18 protein-coding genes are annotated in these 17248 nt (G+C 72.3%); 10 read left to right on the top strand and 8 right to left on the bottom strand.

Going from position 1 to position 17248, the window contains the following annotated elements:
- Positions 1–3: 3 nt before the first annotated feature.
- From OG252_RS39635 to OG252_RS39625, 3 genes are all read left to right on the top strand, one after another.
- On the top strand, positions 4–1029 hold the full coding sequence (locus OG252_RS39635; protein WP_266442387.1) for an L-idonate 5-dehydrogenase: 1026 nt from the start codon (positions 4–6) through the stop codon (positions 1027–1029).
- Between the two features lie 658 nt (positions 1030–1687).
- Positions 1688–2356, top strand: coding sequence for a hypothetical protein (locus OG252_RS39630; protein ID WP_329342253.1), 669 nt, complete (start codon positions 1688–1690; stop codon positions 2354–2356).
- A complete protein-coding gene (locus OG252_RS39625; protein WP_329342251.1) occupies positions 2353–3378 on the top strand; it encodes a hypothetical protein in 1026 nt (341 codons plus the stop codon). Before OG252_RS39630 ends, OG252_RS39625 begins: the two co-directional genes overlap by 4 nt.
- Before the next feature lie 9 nt (positions 3379–3387).
- Here OG252_RS39625 and OG252_RS39620 read toward each other — a convergent pair whose 3' ends face one another.
- The 4 genes from OG252_RS39620 to OG252_RS39605 all read right to left on the bottom strand — a co-directional run bounded on the left by OG252_RS39620 (position 3388) and on the right by OG252_RS39605 (position 7419).
- The gene (locus tag OG252_RS39620) at positions 3388–4008 is read right to left on the bottom strand and encodes a cytochrome b/b6 domain-containing protein (RefSeq protein ID WP_266442379.1); all 621 of its coding nucleotides are present in this window, start codon (positions 4006–4008) and stop codon (positions 3388–3390) included.
- A complete protein-coding gene (locus OG252_RS39615) occupies positions 3992–4750 on the bottom strand; it encodes a molybdopterin-dependent oxidoreductase (protein WP_266442377.1) in 759 nt (252 codons plus the stop codon). Before OG252_RS39615 ends, OG252_RS39620 begins: the two co-directional genes overlap by 17 nt.
- Before the next feature lie 144 nt (positions 4751–4894).
- Complete coding sequence (locus tag OG252_RS39610) at positions 4895–6433, bottom strand: APC family permease (protein WP_266442376.1); 1539 nt, start codon at positions 6431–6433, stop codon at positions 4895–4897.
- A 32-nt stretch (positions 6434–6465) separates the two neighbouring features.
- A complete protein-coding gene (locus tag OG252_RS39605; RefSeq protein WP_266442374.1) occupies positions 6466–7419 on the bottom strand; it encodes a hypothetical protein in 954 nt (317 codons plus the stop codon).
- 431 nt (positions 7420–7850) lie between these two features.
- Between OG252_RS39605 and OG252_RS39600 the strand changes: the two genes are divergently transcribed.
- Together OG252_RS39600 and OG252_RS39595 are read left to right on the top strand one after the other, a co-directional pair.
- Positions 7851–8750 carry a DMT family transporter gene (locus OG252_RS39600; protein ID WP_266442372.1) on the top strand — a complete coding sequence of 300 codons (900 nt, stop codon included), beginning with the start codon at positions 7851–7853 and terminating at the stop codon, positions 8748–8750.
- A gap of 24 nt (positions 8751–8774) precedes the next feature.
- Positions 8775–9290 (top strand): NUDIX hydrolase, encoded by a 516-nt coding sequence (locus OG252_RS39595; protein ID WP_266442370.1) that lies wholly within the window; start codon positions 8775–8777, stop codon positions 9288–9290.
- Positions 9291–9330: 40 nt separating this feature from the next.
- On the opposite strand, the gene OG252_RS39590 is transcribed toward OG252_RS39595, so the two are convergent.
- A complete protein-coding gene (locus OG252_RS39590) occupies positions 9331–9948 on the bottom strand; it encodes a hypothetical protein (protein ID WP_329342246.1) in 618 nt (205 codons plus the stop codon).
- A 66-nt stretch (positions 9949–10014) separates the two neighbouring features.
- Here OG252_RS39590 and OG252_RS39585 point away from each other — a divergent pair, with 66 nt between their 5' ends.
- The 5 genes from OG252_RS39585 to OG252_RS39565 all read left to right on the top strand — a co-directional run bounded on the left by OG252_RS39585 (position 10015) and on the right by OG252_RS39565 (position 14001).
- On the top strand, positions 10015–10407 hold the full coding sequence (locus OG252_RS39585; RefSeq protein ID WP_266442365.1) for a YidH family protein: 393 nt from the start codon (positions 10015–10017) through the stop codon (positions 10405–10407).
- A complete protein-coding gene (locus OG252_RS39580) occupies positions 10404–10736 on the top strand; it encodes a DUF202 domain-containing protein (RefSeq protein WP_266442363.1) in 333 nt (110 codons plus the stop codon). Before OG252_RS39585 ends, OG252_RS39580 begins: the two co-directional genes overlap by 4 nt.
- 562 nt (positions 10737–11298) lie before the next feature.
- The gene (locus tag OG252_RS39575; protein ID WP_266442360.1) at positions 11299–11595 is read left to right on the top strand and encodes a hypothetical protein; all 297 of its coding nucleotides are present in this window, start codon (positions 11299–11301) and stop codon (positions 11593–11595) included.
- 162 nt (positions 11596–11757) lie between these two features.
- Entirely contained in the window at positions 11758–12780 is a 1023-nt protein-coding gene (locus OG252_RS39570; RefSeq protein ID WP_266442357.1) for a phosphotransferase family protein, read from the top strand.
- A gap of 6 nt (positions 12781–12786) precedes the next feature.
- Complete coding sequence (locus OG252_RS39565) at positions 12787–14001, top strand: acyl-CoA dehydrogenase family protein (RefSeq protein ID WP_266442355.1); 1215 nt, start codon at positions 12787–12789, stop codon at positions 13999–14001.
- A gap of 55 nt (positions 14002–14056) precedes the next feature.
- On the opposite strand, the gene OG252_RS39560 is transcribed toward OG252_RS39565, so the two are convergent.
- From OG252_RS39560 to OG252_RS39550, 3 genes are read right to left on the bottom strand one after another with little or no spacing between them, the layout of a single operon-like run.
- A complete protein-coding gene (locus OG252_RS39560) occupies positions 14057–14650 on the bottom strand; it encodes a TetR/AcrR family transcriptional regulator (RefSeq protein ID WP_266442352.1) in 594 nt (197 codons plus the stop codon).
- Positions 14651–14691: 41 nt separating this feature from the next.
- Positions 14692–16353: a class I adenylate-forming enzyme family protein gene (locus OG252_RS39555; RefSeq protein ID WP_266442350.1), complete on the bottom strand. Its 1662-nt coding sequence runs from the start codon at positions 16351–16353 to the stop codon at positions 14692–14694.
- Positions 16350–17123, bottom strand: a complete 774-nt coding sequence (locus OG252_RS39550; protein ID WP_266442348.1) for an SDR family oxidoreductase — start codon at positions 17121–17123, stop codon at positions 16350–16352. Before OG252_RS39550 ends, OG252_RS39555 begins: the two co-directional genes overlap by 4 nt.
- Positions 17124–17248 lie beyond the last annotated feature (125 nt).

Genomic DNA, 17248 nt, shown 5'->3' with positions numbered 1-17248 from the left:
TTGATGCTGGGTTGCGTGATCCACGGACAGGGTGACCTGCGGGTCGAGGAGTTGGCGGTACCGGACCCCGGCCCCGGCCAGGCGCTGGTGGCCGTGCGGTACGGCGGGGTGTGCGGGTCCGACCTGCACTACTGGCGGCACGGCGGAGTCGGCGACTTCCGGCTCAAGGAGCCGATGGTGCTCGGCCACGAGGTGGTCGGAACGGTCGTCTCGTACGGTGCCGGCGCGTCAGGGCCGGTTGCCGGTACGGCAGTCGCCGTGCACCCGGCCACACCCTGCGGGGTCTGCCCGGAGTGCGCGGACGGGCGCCGGAACGTCTGCCGGGACACGCGTTACCTGGGCAGCGCGGCACGGTTTCCGCACGTGCAGGGCGGGTTCGCGGCTCACATGGTCGTACCCGCCGAGCAGGTCAGGGCGCTCCCGGCCGGCCTGGAGCTGCGCCGGGCCGCGCTCGCCGAGCCCCTGTCCGTCGCACTGCACGCGGTGCGACGGGCCGGGACGGTCGCCGGGAAGCATGTCCTCGTCACCGGCGCCGGGCCCATCGGCTGCCTGGTCGTCGCGGCGGCGAAGGCCGCCGGGGCGGCGCGCGTGACGGTGACGGACCTGGTGCCGCGGGCGCTCGAGTACGCACGGGTCGCCGGTGCCGACACCGTCGTACGGGCCGATGATCCGGACGACGCCGGGTGGCCGGCGGAGGTGGACGTGGTGATCGAGGCGTCGGGGGTGGCCGCCGGGCTGGACACCGGGCTGCGGCTGGTGCGGCGCGGGGGCGTGGTCGTGCAGCTCGGGATGCTGCCGCCGGGGCAGTCGCCCTTCGCCGGGAACCTCGTCGTCAGCCGCGAGATCGAACTGCGCGGCGCGTTCCGGTTCGACGGCGAGTTCGACGAGGCACTGCGACTGCTCGCCGCCGAGGCCTCGTTCGACGGACTGGTCAGCGCGGTGCTGCCGGTGGCGCAGGCCGAGGCGGCCTTCGCGCTGGCGGCGGACCGGGGGCAATCCTGCAAGGTCCTCCTGGACTTCGCCTCTTGAGCACCCTTTGGCCCCTGCCTTCGCAGCCTGGGAGAAACCGCTTCCCGCCATGGGCCTGACGGTCCCATCATGAGCGGACGGTCCCCTCGCCAAGGGGACTTGAGGCAACGGGGGCGTCATGGCGGTCTCACTCGGGATGCGCATATCGGGCTTACTCGTCGCGGGAGCGCTCGCCATCGCGACGGCGGCGGCCTGCGGCAGCGGCGGCGGGGACGACGCGTCGGGGAGCGGCGGGGGCGGTACGAGTGTCTCCGGCGGGGTCGCCGACGGTGGCGGTGGTGGTCAGAAGGACGGCGGGTCGGGCGGGGGTACGCCTACCTGGGTGCCGCCGGAGGAGAACGGTGACGGTGGGTCCGGGGGATCAGGTGACTCCGGTTCGGGTGGCTCCGGTTCGGGTGGCTCCGGTTCAGGTGGCTCCGGTTCAGGTGGCTCCGGTTCGGGTGGCTCCGGTTCGGGTGGCTCCGCTTCGGGTGGGTCCGGTGGTACCAACGGGTCGGGGGGTTCCGGCGGGTCCGGCTCCGGGTCCGGGCAGGGGCCGGGTTCCGGAAGCAGTGATTCCGGAGGCTCGAGCGGCGGACCGGAGAAGGTAGAGGGGCCCGCGTGGCTTCCGCCCGGGCCGCGTTCGCCCAACACCGACGTGGCGCCCGACCCCGCTAGTGTGTACGACACGATCGGCGAGGCCCCGTCCGCGTGCGCGGGCACGGCGAAGGAGTACGCGAAAGCGAAGGAACCGGAGTGGCAGGTGCTCCGCGGTCTGGCCTCGGCGTGCGCGGCTGTCCAGGGCCAGGGCGGCAGCTGGGACACGGCGACTGCCGACTACTCCCGCACGCAGGGCGAGTTGACCTCCTGCAAGGGCCTGGCCGCCTATGAGGTACTCGGCAACCTCCTGGAGTTCCATCGCCGGCACCCTTCAGCCACCGTGCGGTTGAAGGGTTCGAAGGGCGCCGGCGGCGGGGCCGCCTGTGCCTTCCGGGTCGCCTCGGTGAACGTGGAGAAAGCGAAACCCGGCGACACGATCAGGATCACGTTCGAGGGCATCCACTTCGGCCTGACGAAGCAGGAGGTGGAGCAGATCGACGTCACGATCACGGACGGGGACCAGGAGGCGGAGCACCTCGGCGACCAGCCCGAGCTCGAGCCGGGCGGGCCCGTGTTGCTCGACGTCGTCGTTCCGAAGCTGAAGACGGGCCCCTACCCGAAGACGGTCAGCATCACGGCCACGTACGGCCCGTCGGCCACCCTGAACAGCGCCTTCACCGTCCTCGCCCCCGACCCCACCGGCCCGACCGACTCCTCGTCATCCGCCACGCCCTCGGTCACCCCGTGAGCGACCCCGACCGCCCGCGCCGCGTGCGCACGGTACTGACCCGCGCCCGGGACAGACTCCGCCGTACGCCTCCACCACCTACGCCTACGCCCGCCCCGGATCCCGAGCCGTCTCCCCCACCGGACCTACCACCGGTCCCACCACCGGTCCCACCTCCGGACCCGCCGTCCCCTCCTCCCCCACCTGGCCCTCCGAGATGGCTCGAACTCCTCGGCACCGTCGGTTCACTCGTCTCCCTCTTCACCGCGGTCCTCTTCTACTTCGGCTGGGCGAGCACCGACGCAGAGACCCGGGCGCTCGGCCTGCGGGACACCCTCTTCCGGTTCTCCACCGCCGACTACCTGCTGCGGAGCGTGGACGCGCTCTATCTGCCGGTCCTCGCGACGGCCGCCGCGGCCATGGCGGCAGCGGCGGCGCACCACCGGGTGCAGGACGATCCGGCGCGGGCCGCGCGCGTGTTGCGGGTGCTGCGGCACGCGTGGGTGCCGGCCGTCGTGCTGCTGCCGCTGTACTACGTCGCGCAGGGCGTCCTGAATCTCGTGATCCCGCTCGTGGCGCTGGTGGGCGTGCTGCTCAGCGCGTACGCCCGCACCCGCCCCGAGCCCGGCGAAACGTTGCTGCGACGGCCCGCGCGGATATGGACGCCGGCCCTTCTGGTCACGCTGGTGTCGCTGTTCTGGGCGGTGTACGCGTACGCCGGGATCGTCGGGCGCGGCCGGGCCGTCACGACGACGGCGGAGGTCGCCTCGGGCTTCCCGGCCGTGGTCGTGTTCAGCGAGCGGGACCTGCTGATCCGCGGCGGCGGCAGCTGTGTCGCCGCCGTCGCCGAGAAGGGCAGCCCGTACCGCTACCGGTACGCCGGGCTGCGGCTGTTCCACGTGTCCGGTGACCGGTTGTTCCTGGTGCCGCGGAACTGGGCTCCCTGGGACGGAACGCTGTACGTACTGCGGGAGCAGGAGGCCGGGGTTCGGGTGGAGTACGTCAGCGGGAGCGCGTACCGGGCGAGGGAGTGTCCTTGGTGAGCGGCCGGCTCAGAGGCGCCACAGCGGATGTTCCCGCTCCGCCCACTCCCGGCTCACCGCCCCCGTCCGCATCCCCCGCCGCGCCTCCGGATCGCCCAGCGCCATGCCGATGTGCCCGGCGAGGACGATGCCGATGGTCAGCGCCAGCCAGTCGTGGACGAAGGTCGCGCTGGTGCGCCACATCAGCGGGGTGAGGTGGGTGAACCACATGATCAGGCCCGTGCCGAGCATGACCAGGGTGGCGCCGGCGACCCAGGCCGTGTACACCTTCTGGCCGGCGTTGAACTTGCCCGCCGGGCGGGCTGCGCGCCGCTTGTCGCGGCGCAGGGCGGCGCGCAGCCAGAGGCGGTCGTGGGGGCCGAAACGGTTGAGGAAGCGCAGGTCGGCGCGGAACGCGCGGGAGACGAGGCCCGCCAGGACCGGCACCGGCAGGGCGAGGCCGGCCCACTCGTGGACGCGGACGACCAGTTCGCGGCGGCCGACGAGTTCGGCGAGCTGGGGGACGTACAGACAGGCCGCCGTCACCACGCACACGCCCATCAGGACGGCCGTCGTGCGGTGCACCCACCGTTCGGCCCGGGTGAAGCGGCGCACCCGCGTGGTCGGCGGGGTGTCAGCTCGTAGGCTCATCGTCCCGCCCGTTCGAACGGCCCACCCAGGCGTCGATGTCGTATCCCCGCTTCTCCCAGTAGCCCGGCTTCACGTCCTCGGTGACGGTGATGCCGGAGAGCCACTTGGCGGACTTGTAGAAGTACATGGGTGCCACATAGAGGCGGACCGGGCCGCCGTGGGAGTGGCTGAGGTCCTTGTCCTGCATGCGCAGCGCGACCAGGACGTCCGCGCGACGGGCCTGGTCGAGGGTGAGGCTCTCGCTGTAGGCGCCGTCGAAGCAGGTGAAACGCACCGCCCCGGCCGAGGGGCGCACTCCCGCGGCGTCCAGGAGCCGGGACAGGCGTACCCCCTCGAAGGGGGTGTCGGGGACCCGCCAGCCGGTGACGCACTGGACGTCCTTGACCATGCGGGTCTGGGGCAGCGCTCGGAGGTCGGCCAGCGTGTAGGTCTGCGGGCGGTCGACCAGGCCGTCGATGGTGAGCCGGTAGTTCTCGGCGTTCTTGCGGGGCACGGAGGACGTGACCGAGTAGTAGCGGAAGCCGCCGCCGTTCGGGAGCAGGCCCGTCAGGCCGGTGGGGTCCTTGTCGGCGGCGCTGCCGAGGAAGGCCTCCAGGCCGCGTTGCAGGGTGGGCGCGGCGACGACGCCCAGCGCGCCCAGGCCGAGGGTGCCGAGGAAGACGCGGCGGCCGACGGGGGTGCCGCGTGCCTCGGGCTGGTCCGTGCCCGTTCCGCCCGATTCCTCGGGCCGTTCGGTGTTCACGGGTTCATCGGAGTTCACAGGTTCATTCGAACACCCACGACCCGGGGGCGGCCAGGGGTCGCGGGTGCTCGTCAGGGTTCCGTAATCACTTCTTACGCGAATCTCAGGCGGTGGCGACGGTGATCACAACGGTCACGACGGTGGTCACGGCGTCTTCTCCGCCGCCTTCTCCAGCTGGAACGCCTCGTTGCCGAGCCCGATGCGGGCGTGCGCCTCGGGTGCCCTGGAGCGCAGGACCAGGCCCTGGAGCAGGCCGATCACCAGGGCGAGGCCGATGATGCCGGGCAGCGCCCAGCTCAGGGCGGAGCCGGGCCCGGCGCCGACCAGGACGTCGAAGTCCCTGACCGTGTAGCCGGCGATCACCAGGAGGGCGATGCCCGCGAGGGCGGAGGTGACCAGGCGCCAGGCCTGGGCGCCCGCGGCGCCGCGGCGGACGAAGAACACGACGACCGAGAGGGAGGCCGCCGCCATCAGCACGATCACGCCGAGCGCGCCGAGGTTGCCGCACCAGGTGAACAGGTGCAGGACGGGGGCGGTGGGGTCGCCGGCCGGCTTGTCGTCGGCGACCGCGAAGGCGGCCACGACCAGCACGGACACGGCCGTCTGGAGCAGCGAGCCGGTGCCGGGGGCGCCGCTCGCGCCGGTGGTCCGGCCGAAGGCGGCGGGCAGCAGGCCCTCGCGGCCCATGGCGAAGGCGTACCGGGCGACGACGTTGTGGAAGCTGAGCAGGGCCGCGAACATGCCGGTCACGAACAGGATGTGCAGGACGTCCGTGAAGGTGCCGCCGAGCCGGTCCTCGGTGAGGGTGAAGAGGAGTCCGGCGCTCTGCTGCCGCGCCTCGCCGACGATCGCCGCGGGGCCGGTGGCGACGGTGAGGGCCCAGCTGCTGAGCGCGAAGAAGACGGCGACTCCGCCGACCGCCAGGAACATCACGCGCGGCACCAGGATGTGCGGGCGGCTGGTCTCCTCGGCGTACACGGGCGCCTGCTCGAAACCGAGGAAGGCGGCGATGCAGAAGCACAGGGCGGTGCCGAGGCCGGCGCCGGTGAGCGTGTCCGGGTTGAAGGCGTGCAGGGACAGGCCCTGCGGGCCGGGGTCGGCGACGGCCGCCACGTCGAAGATGACGACCAGGGCGACCTCCACGATCAGCAGAACGCCCAGCACGCGCGCGTTGACGTCGATCTTCAGCCGGCCCAGCGCGCCGACCACGAGGGCGGCCGCCAGTGCCGGTATCCACCAGGCGATCTCCAGGTCGGCGTAGGTGGCGAACAGGCCGGCGACCTCGAAGCCGAAGATGCCGTAGATGCCGACCTGGAGTGCGCTGTACGCGACGAGGGCGACCAGGGCGGCGCTCGCGCCGGCGGTGCCGCCGAGGCCGCGGGAGATGTAGGCGTAGAAGGCGCCGGCGTTGTGGACGTGCCGGCTCATCTCCGCGTAACCGATGCCGAAGAGGACCAGGACGACGCCGAGGACGACGAAGAGGAGCGGTTGCCCGACGATGCCCATCACCGCGAATGTGGTGGGCATGACACCCGCGACCACCATGAGGGGGGCGGTCGCGGCGAGGACGGAGAGCAGCAGGCCGCCGGTGCCGAGGCGGTCGGAGCGCAGGGCGCGCTCCTGCCCCTTGAACGTACTGATGCCGCCCGGGGTGGTGGTGCTGCGCGAACTGTCCGTGGTCACGGGGAGACCGTCCTTTTCCGGGAGATGGGGCGTTACGCCGTGCCGAGCGCGCCGGCGCGGGCGGCACGGAAGGCGGGGCAGGGGTCGCGGTCCGGGTACGACCACGGTGCCGGGGTCACGTGGTCGCCGATGCGGTGGAAGAGGGCGGCCGCCTCGGCGCCCCGGCCCTCGCAGACCTTGGCGTGGGCGAGGAAGTTGAGGTCGACCAGTCGGCGCGGGTGGCCCTCGTGCTCCCACTCCAGCCACCAGTCGAAGGCGGCCTTCATCACCTGCCGGGCCCGGCGCCCGGCCCAGTGCCCGCAGGCGGCTGGGTCCGGGGGCTCGTGCCCGGCGGCGGCCAGCACGCGGTAGCGCTCGGCGTGCGCGACGACCGGGAGGATCGCGAGCGGGGAGTCGGCGGGGGCCTGCTCGGCGGCCCAGTGGGCGAAGTCGTACACCTCGTGCAGGGGGTCCGGGCCGGCCTCGGAGCGGCGCTCGGCGAGGTGGGCGACCATCAGGTGATGGGCGTGGTGGTGGTCGGCGTACCGCGCCCGGACCTCGCCGAACAGCCGGACGATCTCCTCGCCGGCGCCGAGGTCCCGCTCCAGCATGAGCAGGCCGAGCCAGGGGGTGGGGTCGGCGGGGGCGAGGGCGGCGGCGGTCCGGCAGGCCTCGCGGGCCATGACCGGTTTCTCCTTGCCCCGCAGGGTCCGCCGGACCTGGGCGAGGGCGAGCAGGACGGCCGCGTCGGCCGACTCCGGCTCGGCGAGCAGCCAGTCGCCGGCCCACGCGGCGCTGTAGGGCTCCAGGGCGAGCACCGTCACCCGGTGCCCCCGCCGGTCCCAGTCGTCCCCCGTCCGGGCGAGCAGCGCACGGGCGGCCTGCCATCGCCCCTGCGCCAGGGCGGCCCGGGCGGCGACGAGTTCGCTGTCGTCGAGGGCGGCGTCGAGGATCTGGGCGGCGGCGCGCTTGCGACTGCGCCCGAGGGGTGGCGGGGGTGGGGACACCGCGGGGACTTCCTCACGCGACGCGGCTCGTCGTCGGTATGCGGCCGACGTGGCGGCCGGCCTTCTGGTCTGGACGTTTCGGCTTGCCATCAGCTGATCACTCACAGCCAATCCTCAGCCAACGCTTTCCGTCAAGGGGGATACGGGCGTTACACGCGTCAACTTCCGTGACCTGAAAGGCACTTGTGGAGCGGCGGGCGAGACCGGGCACGGATCACCGGTTCTGTTGTGGCCCACGCCATGGCGCGGACCCGCCAGGACCCCGCACGATGGTCGGCACGGTCGCGCGCCCGCCCCGTCGAACGGGGCGCCGGGATCGAGTCAACCGCCCGGGTTCTCGGGCACTCCCAGGGGCATGGCGGACCCTGGGACGCTACAGTCGGCCGCCTACGCTCCCCGTGGCCCCGCCGGATGATCTCGAGGTACGCAGCGTGTCGGTTCTGGTCCTGGTTCTCGCCCTGAGCGCGGCCTGCTGTCTGGGCTTCGGATTCGTGCTCCAGCAGAACGCCGCCCGCCAGGCCCCGCTGAGCGACTTCCTCTCCCCCCGCCTGCTGCTCGACCTGATGAAGGTGCCGCGCTGGCTCGGCGGCATCGGGCTGATGGTGGCCGGCATGGCCCTCGGCGCGATCGCGCTGGGCCAGGGCGAGATCTCCCTGGTGGAGCCCCTCCTCGCCACCAACCTGGTGTTCGCCCTCGCCCTGTCCCGCAAGCAGAGCAAGCAGCCGCTGGGCCGCCAGGGCTGGGCGGGCCTCGTGCTGCTCGCGGGCGGGGTGACCACGTTCATCGTGGCGGGCGAGCCACGCGGCGGCACCGCGCTCACCGAACCCCTGCGCCACTGGCTGATCATCGGAGCCATGGTCGGCCTCGCCCTGCTGCTCACGACCTACGCCAAGCGCTCCCGGCTGAGCTCCGGCCCGGTCCTGCTCGCCCTGGCCGCCGGTCTGCTGTACGGCGTCCAGGACGCGCTGACCCGGGTCAGCGGCCAGCGTTTCTCCGAGGGCGGCCTGGTGGAGCTGCTGACCGGCTGGCAGCCGTACGCCGTGCTGCTGCTCGGCGTCACCGGGCTCATCCTCGTGCAGAGCGCGTTCGAGACCGCTCCCCTGCGGATGTCGCTGCCCGCCCTGACCGCGGCCCAGCCGCTGGCCGGGATCATCTGCGGCGTCGGCTTCCTCGGCGACCGGCTGCGCACCGACACGGGCGCGCTGGCCTGGGAGGCGGCGGGACTCGCGGCGATCGTCGTGGGCATCGTGGTCCTCGGCATGCATCCGGCGATGCCGTGCACGCAGACCGAGCGGGCGCGGGACCTTCAGCGCACCGACGCCAGGGCCTGATCCGGCCCCTGCTTGGATGGGGTCATGAGCGCTGCTGACGAGATCCTCGACATCGTCGACGAGAACGACACGGTCATCGGACAGTCGCCGCGGGGCGAGGCGTACGCGAAGGGCCTGCGCCACCGCTGCGTCTTCATCCAGGCCCGGGACGCAGAGGGCCGGATCTTCGTCCACCGCCGCACACCGGCCAAGCTGGTCTTCCCCTCCCTGTACGACATGTTCGTCGGCGGAGTGGTCGGCGCGGGCGAGTCCTACGACGACGCGGCCCTGCGGGAGGCCGAGGAGGAACTGGGCGTGAGCGGGCTGCCGCGCCCCGAGTACCTCTTCAAGTTCCTCTACGACGACGGTGCCGGCCGGACCTGGTGGTCCTCGGTGTACGAGGTCCGCTGCGATCTCCCGGTCAGCCCGCAGGTCGAGGAGGTGGCCTGGCACGACTTCCTGCCGGAGGACGAGGTGCTGCGCCGGCTGAGGGAGTGGGAGTGGGTGCCGGACGGGCTGGACGCGTACGAGCGGCTGCGGGCCTACCGCTCGATGGGCTGAGCCGCAGAGCCGACCGGTCCGCGGGTACTTCTACCGCCGCTCAGTGGGCTGTTGCCCGGAGCGGCCCAGTAGGGGCTCTCCCAGAAGGGATCCCCTCGGCCACCTCAGGGGCCGCCTCCGCCGTCATGCCCACGGCGACGAGCGCGGCGGCGATCCCTTCCACTGCCTCCTCCACGGGTGTCTCCGCGTCGCCGAACGCCGGGAGCAGCAGGAGCAGCCGCAGGCCGGGATCGCGTACGCCCTCGGCGTCCGCCGGGGCCGAGTCGGCGACGGCGACCAGATCCGGCCAGGACAGCCCCGGCCCGGTGAAGTGGCCCTCGATGGATGCCAGGGAGGTTTCCCGGGCCTGGTCGGGGTGGGTGAGCAGGTAGTCCGTGCCCGGGTCGTCGGGGAAGTTCCGGTGCACGATCCAGAGCAGGTGCCCGCCGGGCAGAGGTATGCGGTACGCGGGCCAGACCTCCGTCGCCCCGTACAACGCCTCGCCCGCCGCGTCCACGTCCGCCGTGTCGGCGCCGAACGCCTCTGGCTCGTCGGCGAATCCGTCCCAGGTGGGGCCGAAGTAGGCGGGCCAGAACCCGGGCAGGTCGAGCAGCCGCTCGGCGGGGGCGATGCCGTGCCCGGCCTGCGCGTACTGGGCCAGTGACGTGGGAACATCCATGCCCCCGAACGGTAGCGGGCGGCACTGACAACGCCCCGTGACAGTGCCCCCGGTAGGGTCCTGCACGTGATCGGTTTCGCACGCACCGTCCGGCTCTGGTTCGACCCCCGGGAGATCCGGCAGGAGGGCGTCACCCCCGACTACCGCTTCTCGCTGGCGAACGAGCGCACCTTCCTGGCCTGGCTGCGCACCGCGCTCGCGCTGATCGGCGGCGGCTTCGCCGTGGACCAGTTCCTGCCGGACCTGCGCTGGGGCTGGCGGGTGGGGCTCGCGCTCGCGCTGCTCGCTGCGGGCGTGCTGTGCTCGCTGCGGGCGGTCAACCACTGGGTGCGCTGCGAGCGGGCGATGCGCCGCGGCGAGGACCTGCCGGTGTCCCGGTTCCCGGCGCTGCTGAGCCTCGCGGTCGCGGTCGTGGCCCTCGCGATGGTCGTCGTGGTGCTCGTCGGGTGGGAGGGATGAGCGGGACGGCCGCCCGTCCGGCCTCGGACCGGGACCCCGGGCTCCAGCCCGAGCGGACCCGGCTGGCCTGGCGGCGTACGACCCTGTCCAGCACCGCCGCCGCCATCCTCGCCATGAAGACCACGCTGCACGGAGGAGTCTCGGCACCCGGGATCGTCGTCTGCGCCCTGTGCTGCGCCCTCTGGCTGGCCTTCCTGCTCATCGCCCACCACCGCATCCGCGCCCTGTCCGCCACGACCAGCCCGGCGGCACTCACCCCCCGGCACGCGACGGCGGGCGCACTCCTCACGGTAGGGCTCGCGGTGTGCGCGGCGGCACTGGTCTTCTAGGCGACGCACTGCCCGGAAGCCGGGCGCGGCCCTGCCAGCGAACCGGCACGGGATTCGTAGCGCACCGGCGTGGGCCCTGCAGGCCAACCGGCGACGGCCCCGTAGGCGATCCGGCGCGGATCCCGTACGCGCCCCGGCACAGACCTCGCATGCCAAACCGGCGCGGGCCTCTCGCCGGCAATCCGGCCACGGGCCCTCCTAGGCGATCCAGCGCGGATCCCATACGCGCCCCGGCACGGACTCGTACGCCAACCGACACGGACCTCGCAGCCCAACCGGCGCGGGCCTCATGGGAAATCCGGCGCGGGCCCTCCCGCGCGCCCCGGCGCGGATCTCGTACGCCCCCGGCAGGGAACCTCGTACACGACCTTGGTCCGTTCTTGGACCGCTCTTGGGGAGCGAGCCCTCTGGCGCCGCCTTACCGTCGGAGACGACGGGCTTCGTGGGCCCGCCCGCTCCTCAGGGGTGCCCGGACGCCACGCCAGGTCCGAATCGCCGGATACGCGGCGTTCGCGTGGCAGCCTGTCCGACGTCATCACCCGCACCTTCGAAGGTGAGCACCATGACCACCCTCCACCAGGAACACGCCTCCCACACGCACACGCACGGCCCGGACTGCGGCCACGCCACGGTGCCGCACGGCGACCACGTCGACTACGCGCACGACGGGCACATGCACCGCGAGCACGGCGGCCACTGGGACGAGTGCGAACCCTCCGAGCACGTCTCGCACGAGAGTCACGATCACCGGCACGGCCAGGACTGCGGGCACCCGAGCGTCCTGCACGGCGACCACGTGGACTATCTGCACGACGGCCACCGGCACGCCGAGCACGAGGGCCACTGGGACGACCACTGAGCCGACCTGGCCGAGAAGTCACCACCTGGCAGCTCCCCAGCGCCCTGCGCGGGGAGCTGCAGGCCTATCGTGGCCCCGATCACGTTCCGCCCACCTACTGGACGACATACCGACCGGTCGGCATCATGGTCATGTCGCGTTCACCCGTCCGTAGGAGCATTGATGAGTCTCGACCATCCGCCCGGTCTCGATCTCGACCGGCTGCGCGGCCTGCTCGACCGTGAGCGGCCCGGCCTGGTGCACGGCCCGCTGACCGGCCGGCTGATCGAGGGCGGACGGTCGAACCTCACCTACGCGGTCTCCGACGGCACCTCGAAGTGGGTGGTACGGCGGCCCCCGCTGGGCCATGTCCTGGCCACCGCGCACGACATGAAGCGCGAGCACCGGGTGATCAGCGCGCTGTACCCGACGAACGTGCCGGTGCCGCGTCCGGTGCTGCTGTGCGAGGACGAGAAGGTGTGCGGGGCGCCCTTCTACGTCATGGAGTTCGTCGAGGGCACGCCGTACCGCACCGCCGACCAGCTCGCCCCGCTCGGCCCGGAGCGCACCCGGGGTGCCGTGCTGGCCCTGGTGGACACGCTCGTGGAGCTGCACGCGGTGGACCCCGCCGAGGTCGGTCTCGCCGACTTCGGCCGCCCGGAGGGCTTCCTGGACCGCCAGTTGCGGCGCTGGGGCAAGCAGCTGGACGCCTCCCGCAACCGCGAGCTGGCCGGCATCGACGAGCTGCACGCAACCCTCGGCCGGCGGCTGCCGCACTCCCCCGCCCCGACCGTCGTGCACGGCGACTACCGGCTCGACAACGTCCTGATCGGCGACGACGACAAGATCAAGGCGATCCTCGACTGGGAGATGTCGACGCTCGGCGACCCGCTCACCGACCTCGGCCTGCTGGTGATGTACAGCCTGCCGCTCGGCATGCCCGACTCCCCCGTGTCCACCACCGCCGAGGCCGCCGGGCACCCGAGCCCCGCCGAGCTGATCGAGCGGTACGCGGCGCGTTCGGGGCGCGATGTCTCCGCGGTCGCCTGGTACACGGCCTTCGCCTGGTTCAAGCTCGCCGTGATCCTGGAGGGCATCCACTACCGCTACACCCTGGGCCAGACGGTCGGCCCGGGCTTCGACCGCATCGGTGACCTGGTCCCGGTCTTCATCGGGCACGGCCTGACCACTCTTCAGGAAGGCTGACGCAACATGGACTTCGCGTTCGACGCACGCACCGAGGAGCTGCGCGCCAAGCTGCTCGCCTTCATGGACGAGTACGTCTACCCGGCCGAGGCGGTCGCGGAGGAGCAGCGCGCCCTGCTGGCCTCGCCGTGGGACACCCCGGCCGTCGTCGAGGAACTGAAGGCCGAGGCGCGCAGGCAGGGCCTGTGGAACCTCTTCCTTCCCGGCACCGAGTACGGCGCCGGCCTCACCAACCTCCAGTACGCGCCGCTCGCCGAGATCACCGGCCGTTCCCCGCAGCTGGCGCCCACCGCGCTGAACTGCGCGGCCCCGGACACCGGGAACATGGAGGTGCTGACGCAGTTCGGCGACGAGCAGCAGAAGAAGCAGTGGCTGGAGCCGCTGCTGGCGGGTGAGATCCGCTCGGCGTTCGCGATGACCGAGCCGGAGGTGGCCTCCTCGGACGCCACGAACATCACCACGCACATAGAGCGGGATGGCGACGAGTACGTCATCACGGGCCGCAAGTGGTACATCTCCGGGGCGATGAACCCGGACTGCAAAATCTTCATCGTGATGGGCAAGACGGACCCGGACGGGTCCGACATCCGCCGCCAGCAGTCCATGATCCTCGTCTCCCGCGACACCCCGGGTGTCACGGTCGAGCGCGCCATGCAGGTGTTCGGCTACGAGGACCACTCCCACGGCGGCCACGCCGAGGTGGTCTTCGACCACGCGCGCGTGCCGGTGTCCAATCTGATCGGCGAGGAGGGCGGCGGCTTCGCCATCGCCCAGGCCCGGCTGGGTCCCGGCCGGATCCACCACTGCATGCGGCTGATCGGCATGGCCGAGCGGGCGATCGAGCTGATGTGCCGGCGGGCCGTGTCCCGTAGCGCCTTCGGCAAGGCGCTGGCCCAGCAGGGCGTCGTCCACAACTGGATCGCCGACGCGCGGGTCACCGTCGAGCAGCTGCGGCTGCTGGTGCTGAAGACGGCCTGGCTGATGGACACGGTCGGCAACCGGGGCGCCCATGCGGAGATCCAGGCGATCAAGATCGCCACGCCCCGCGCGGTCGTCGACATCATCGACCGGGCCATCCAGTTGCACGGCGCGGGCGGCGTCAGCCAGGACTTCCCCCTCGCCGAGCTCTACGCCGGCGCGCGCACGCTGATGATCGCGGACGGTCCGGACGAGGTGCACCAGCGGTCGCTGGCGCGGCGCGAGCTGAAGAAGTACGTGTGACGTGAAGGATGCGGGGCGGCCGCCTGGGTGGCAGCCGCCCCGTACGCGCGCGTGGCTACGGCCGCAGCGCCCGCAGCAGGAGGTCCGCGAGGTGGTCGGCGACCTCCTGGGGGCTCATCGGGCCTTCGGGGCGGTACCAGGTGGACAGGTGGTGGACCGAGCCGAAGTGGTAGTCGACCACCAGGTCCGCCGGAGTCGCCTTGGAGAAGACGCCCGACTGCTGGCCCTCCTCGACCAGCGCGCGGAAGCGCTCGTGGTAACGGCGGCGCTCGGCACGGACCTGCTTGTTCTTCTCGGGGCTCAGGTGGTGCATGGACCGCCAGAAGATCATCGCGTCGTCGAGGTTGTCGATGGTCGTCACCACGACGTCCGCGGCCGCGGCCCGCAGCCTCTTCTCCACCGGCTCTCCGGAGGCCGCGACGGCGTCGAGTCTCTCCTGCTGGACGCGCAGCACGCGCGCGTACACCTCGTGCAGGAGGTCGTCCTTGGAGCCGAAGTAGTGGTACAGCGCCCCCTTGGTGACACCGGCCGCCTCGACGATCTCCTGCACCGAGGTGCGGTCGTAGCCCTGCTCGGCGAAGAGCCGGGTGGCGGCGGCGAGGAGCCGCTGCGGCACGGGGGTACCGTCACCGTCCGTAGTCCTGGGCACTGCCGCCACCTGCCTTCCGAGACTTTCTTCTGTTGCTGTTTCTAGCCGTACGGGCGAGAACGCAGTTCCCGCCGGAGGATCTTCCCACTCGCCGTCTTCGGCAGGTCGGGCAGGATCTCCACCTGACGCGGGTATTTGTAGGCGGCCAGTCTCTCCTTGCAGTACGCGGCGAGTGCAGCCGGGTCCGTGTCGGAGCCCGGACGGAGGCTGATGTACGCCTTGACGGTCTCCCCGCGGTAGCCGTCGGGCACCCCGACGACGGCCGCCTCGCGCACCGCCGGGTGGGTGTAGAGCACGTCCTCGACCTCGCGCGGCCACACCTTGAAGCCGGACGCGTTGATCATGTCCTTCTTGCGGTCGACGACGTACAGCCAGCCCTGCTCGTCCATGAAGCCGATGTCCCCGGTGCGCAGCTCGCCGTCCGGGAAGGTCTCGGCGGTGGCCTCGGGGCGCCGCCAGTAGCCGGGGACGACCTGCGGCCCCCGTACGAGGATCTCGCCCTGCTCCCCGAAGGGGACCTCGGCGCCCTGGTCGTCGACGATGCGGACCACCGTGTCGGGGCCGGGCGCGCCCACGGCCAGTGTCCCGGAGGCCGGGTCGACGGGTGCCTCCACGTCCGGCGGTACGGAGGCGCAGGGCGCGGTGCACTCGGTGAGCCCGTAGCCGTTGCGGATGTACGGCCCGAAGCCGGCCCGGAACTTCTCCACCAGGGCGGGCGGCAGGGGGGCGCCGCCGGAGGAGATGTTCACGAAGGACGAGAAGTGGTCCGGGGTGACGTCGGGATGGGCGGCCAGCGCCATGAAGGCGGTGGAGGGGCCGACCGTGTAGTGCGGCCGGTGCTCGGCGAAGGCGTCCAGCACGGCACCGGCCTCGAAGCGGTACGCCAGGACGAGCGTGCCCGCGCTGTTCAGACAGGCGCCGAGCTGGCAGACCATGCCGGTGATGTGGAACAGCGGCGCCATCGCGAAGTAGACGGGCGCCTCGGGCAGAGCCAGGCCGGTCCGCTGCCGCTCGGCGTTGTGCATGATGTTGCCGTGCGTGTTGGTGGCGCCCTTGGGTGCACCACTGGTGCCCGAGGTGTAGCTGATCAGGGCGATGTCGGCCGGACCCGCGTCGCGGTCCTCGGGCGCCTTGTGACCTGCGCGGGCGACGGCCGTCAGGTCGTCGGCGTCGGCGGCCGGAGGCAGCCGCTCGAAGGTCAGCACGCGCGCGTCCTGGCGGTTCTGGAAGTCCAGCTCGCAGCCGGTCAGCACGATGCGTACGGGCGAGTCGGCCGCCGTCTCGCGCAGATACGACTCCCAGGCCCGGTCCGAGCAGACCAGCGCGGCCACCTCACCGTCCCGCAGGACGTGCCCGACCTCCCCCGACTTGTACATCGGGTTGACGGGCACCACGGTCGCGCCCGCCTTCCAGGCGCCGAGCAGGGCGAGCACGAAGTGCGGGGAGTTCTGCAGCAGGATCGCCACCCGGTCGCCGCGCTCCAGGCCACGGGCGGCGAGGTGCCCGGCGACGGAGTCGCTCAGCTCGTCGGCCTCGCGGTAGGTCAGACGGCCGTCGAAGTAGGTGAGGAAGGCGCGGTCCGGGGTGTCGGCGACGGCCCGGCGCAGGGCATGCACCAGCGAGTCGGCGGGGTCGATCGGGGCGCGCTGGGCGTCGTTGAGCAGGCCGAGCCAGGGCTTGGCCGCGTAACGGGAGTCGGTCACCGGCTCGCCTCCCACTTCTGCTGGAGGTGGTTCATGTTGGTCAGCCAGCGGTCGGGGTGGGCGGCCCTGGCCTGGTAGTACCCGGCGACCTCGGGGTGCGGCAGGATCAGGAAACGGTCCTCCTCGATGCCCTTGAAGAGGGCGTCCGCCACCTCCGCAGGGGCGATCGCGGTCGGCTGGAGGACCAGGTCGCCCGCACTGCCGGTGGCCGCCAGCATGTCGGTGCGCACGCCCTGCGGACAGATCGCGTGGACCTTCAGACCGCGGTGCCGATACGTCAGCGACAGCCACTCGGCGAAGGCGTACGCACCGTGCTTGGTGACGCTGTAGGGCGCGGCGCCGATCATGGTGAGCAGTCCGGCGGCGGACACGGTGGAGACGAAACGGCCGCTGCCGCGCTCCAGCCAGCCCGGGAGCAGTTCGTGGGCCGCGCGGACGTGTGCCATGACGTTCACGTCCCAGGACAGCGCCCAGGGCCGCTCGTCGAACGCCTCGCCGGTCTCCCCGCCCTCGAAGGCGACGCCCGCGTTGGCGCAGTACACGTCGACCGTGCCGCCCAGCGCCTCACGGGCCTCGCCGACGATCGCCGAGGCGTCACCCGGAACGGCGATGCCGCCGATCTCCTCGGCGACGGCCTTCGCCCGCTCGGCGTCCAGGTCGTTGACGACGACCCGGGCCCCCTCAGCGGCGAAACGCCGGGCAAGCGCGGCCCCGATGCCACCCCCGGCCCCCGTCACGACCACACCAGCACCCTGCACGGCTTCCACCATCGGTCTCCTTCGACGCGACGAGAATCGGATCCACCCCGTGACGCCCAGACTAACCGGTCGGTATGTAGCAAAGGAAGGGGACTTCGACGCCCTAGGGGCGCGGGGAACGGCGCGACCAGCCACAG

Origin of the sequence: Streptomyces sp. NBC_01352, from assembly GCF_036237295.1 — a bacterium.
Lineage (GTDB): Bacteria > Actinomycetota > Actinomycetes > Streptomycetales > Streptomycetaceae > Streptomyces > Streptomyces plumbiresistens.
The sequence above is the reverse complement of the archived record's forward strand: the minus strand, read 5'-3'. Positions and strand labels throughout refer to the sequence as shown.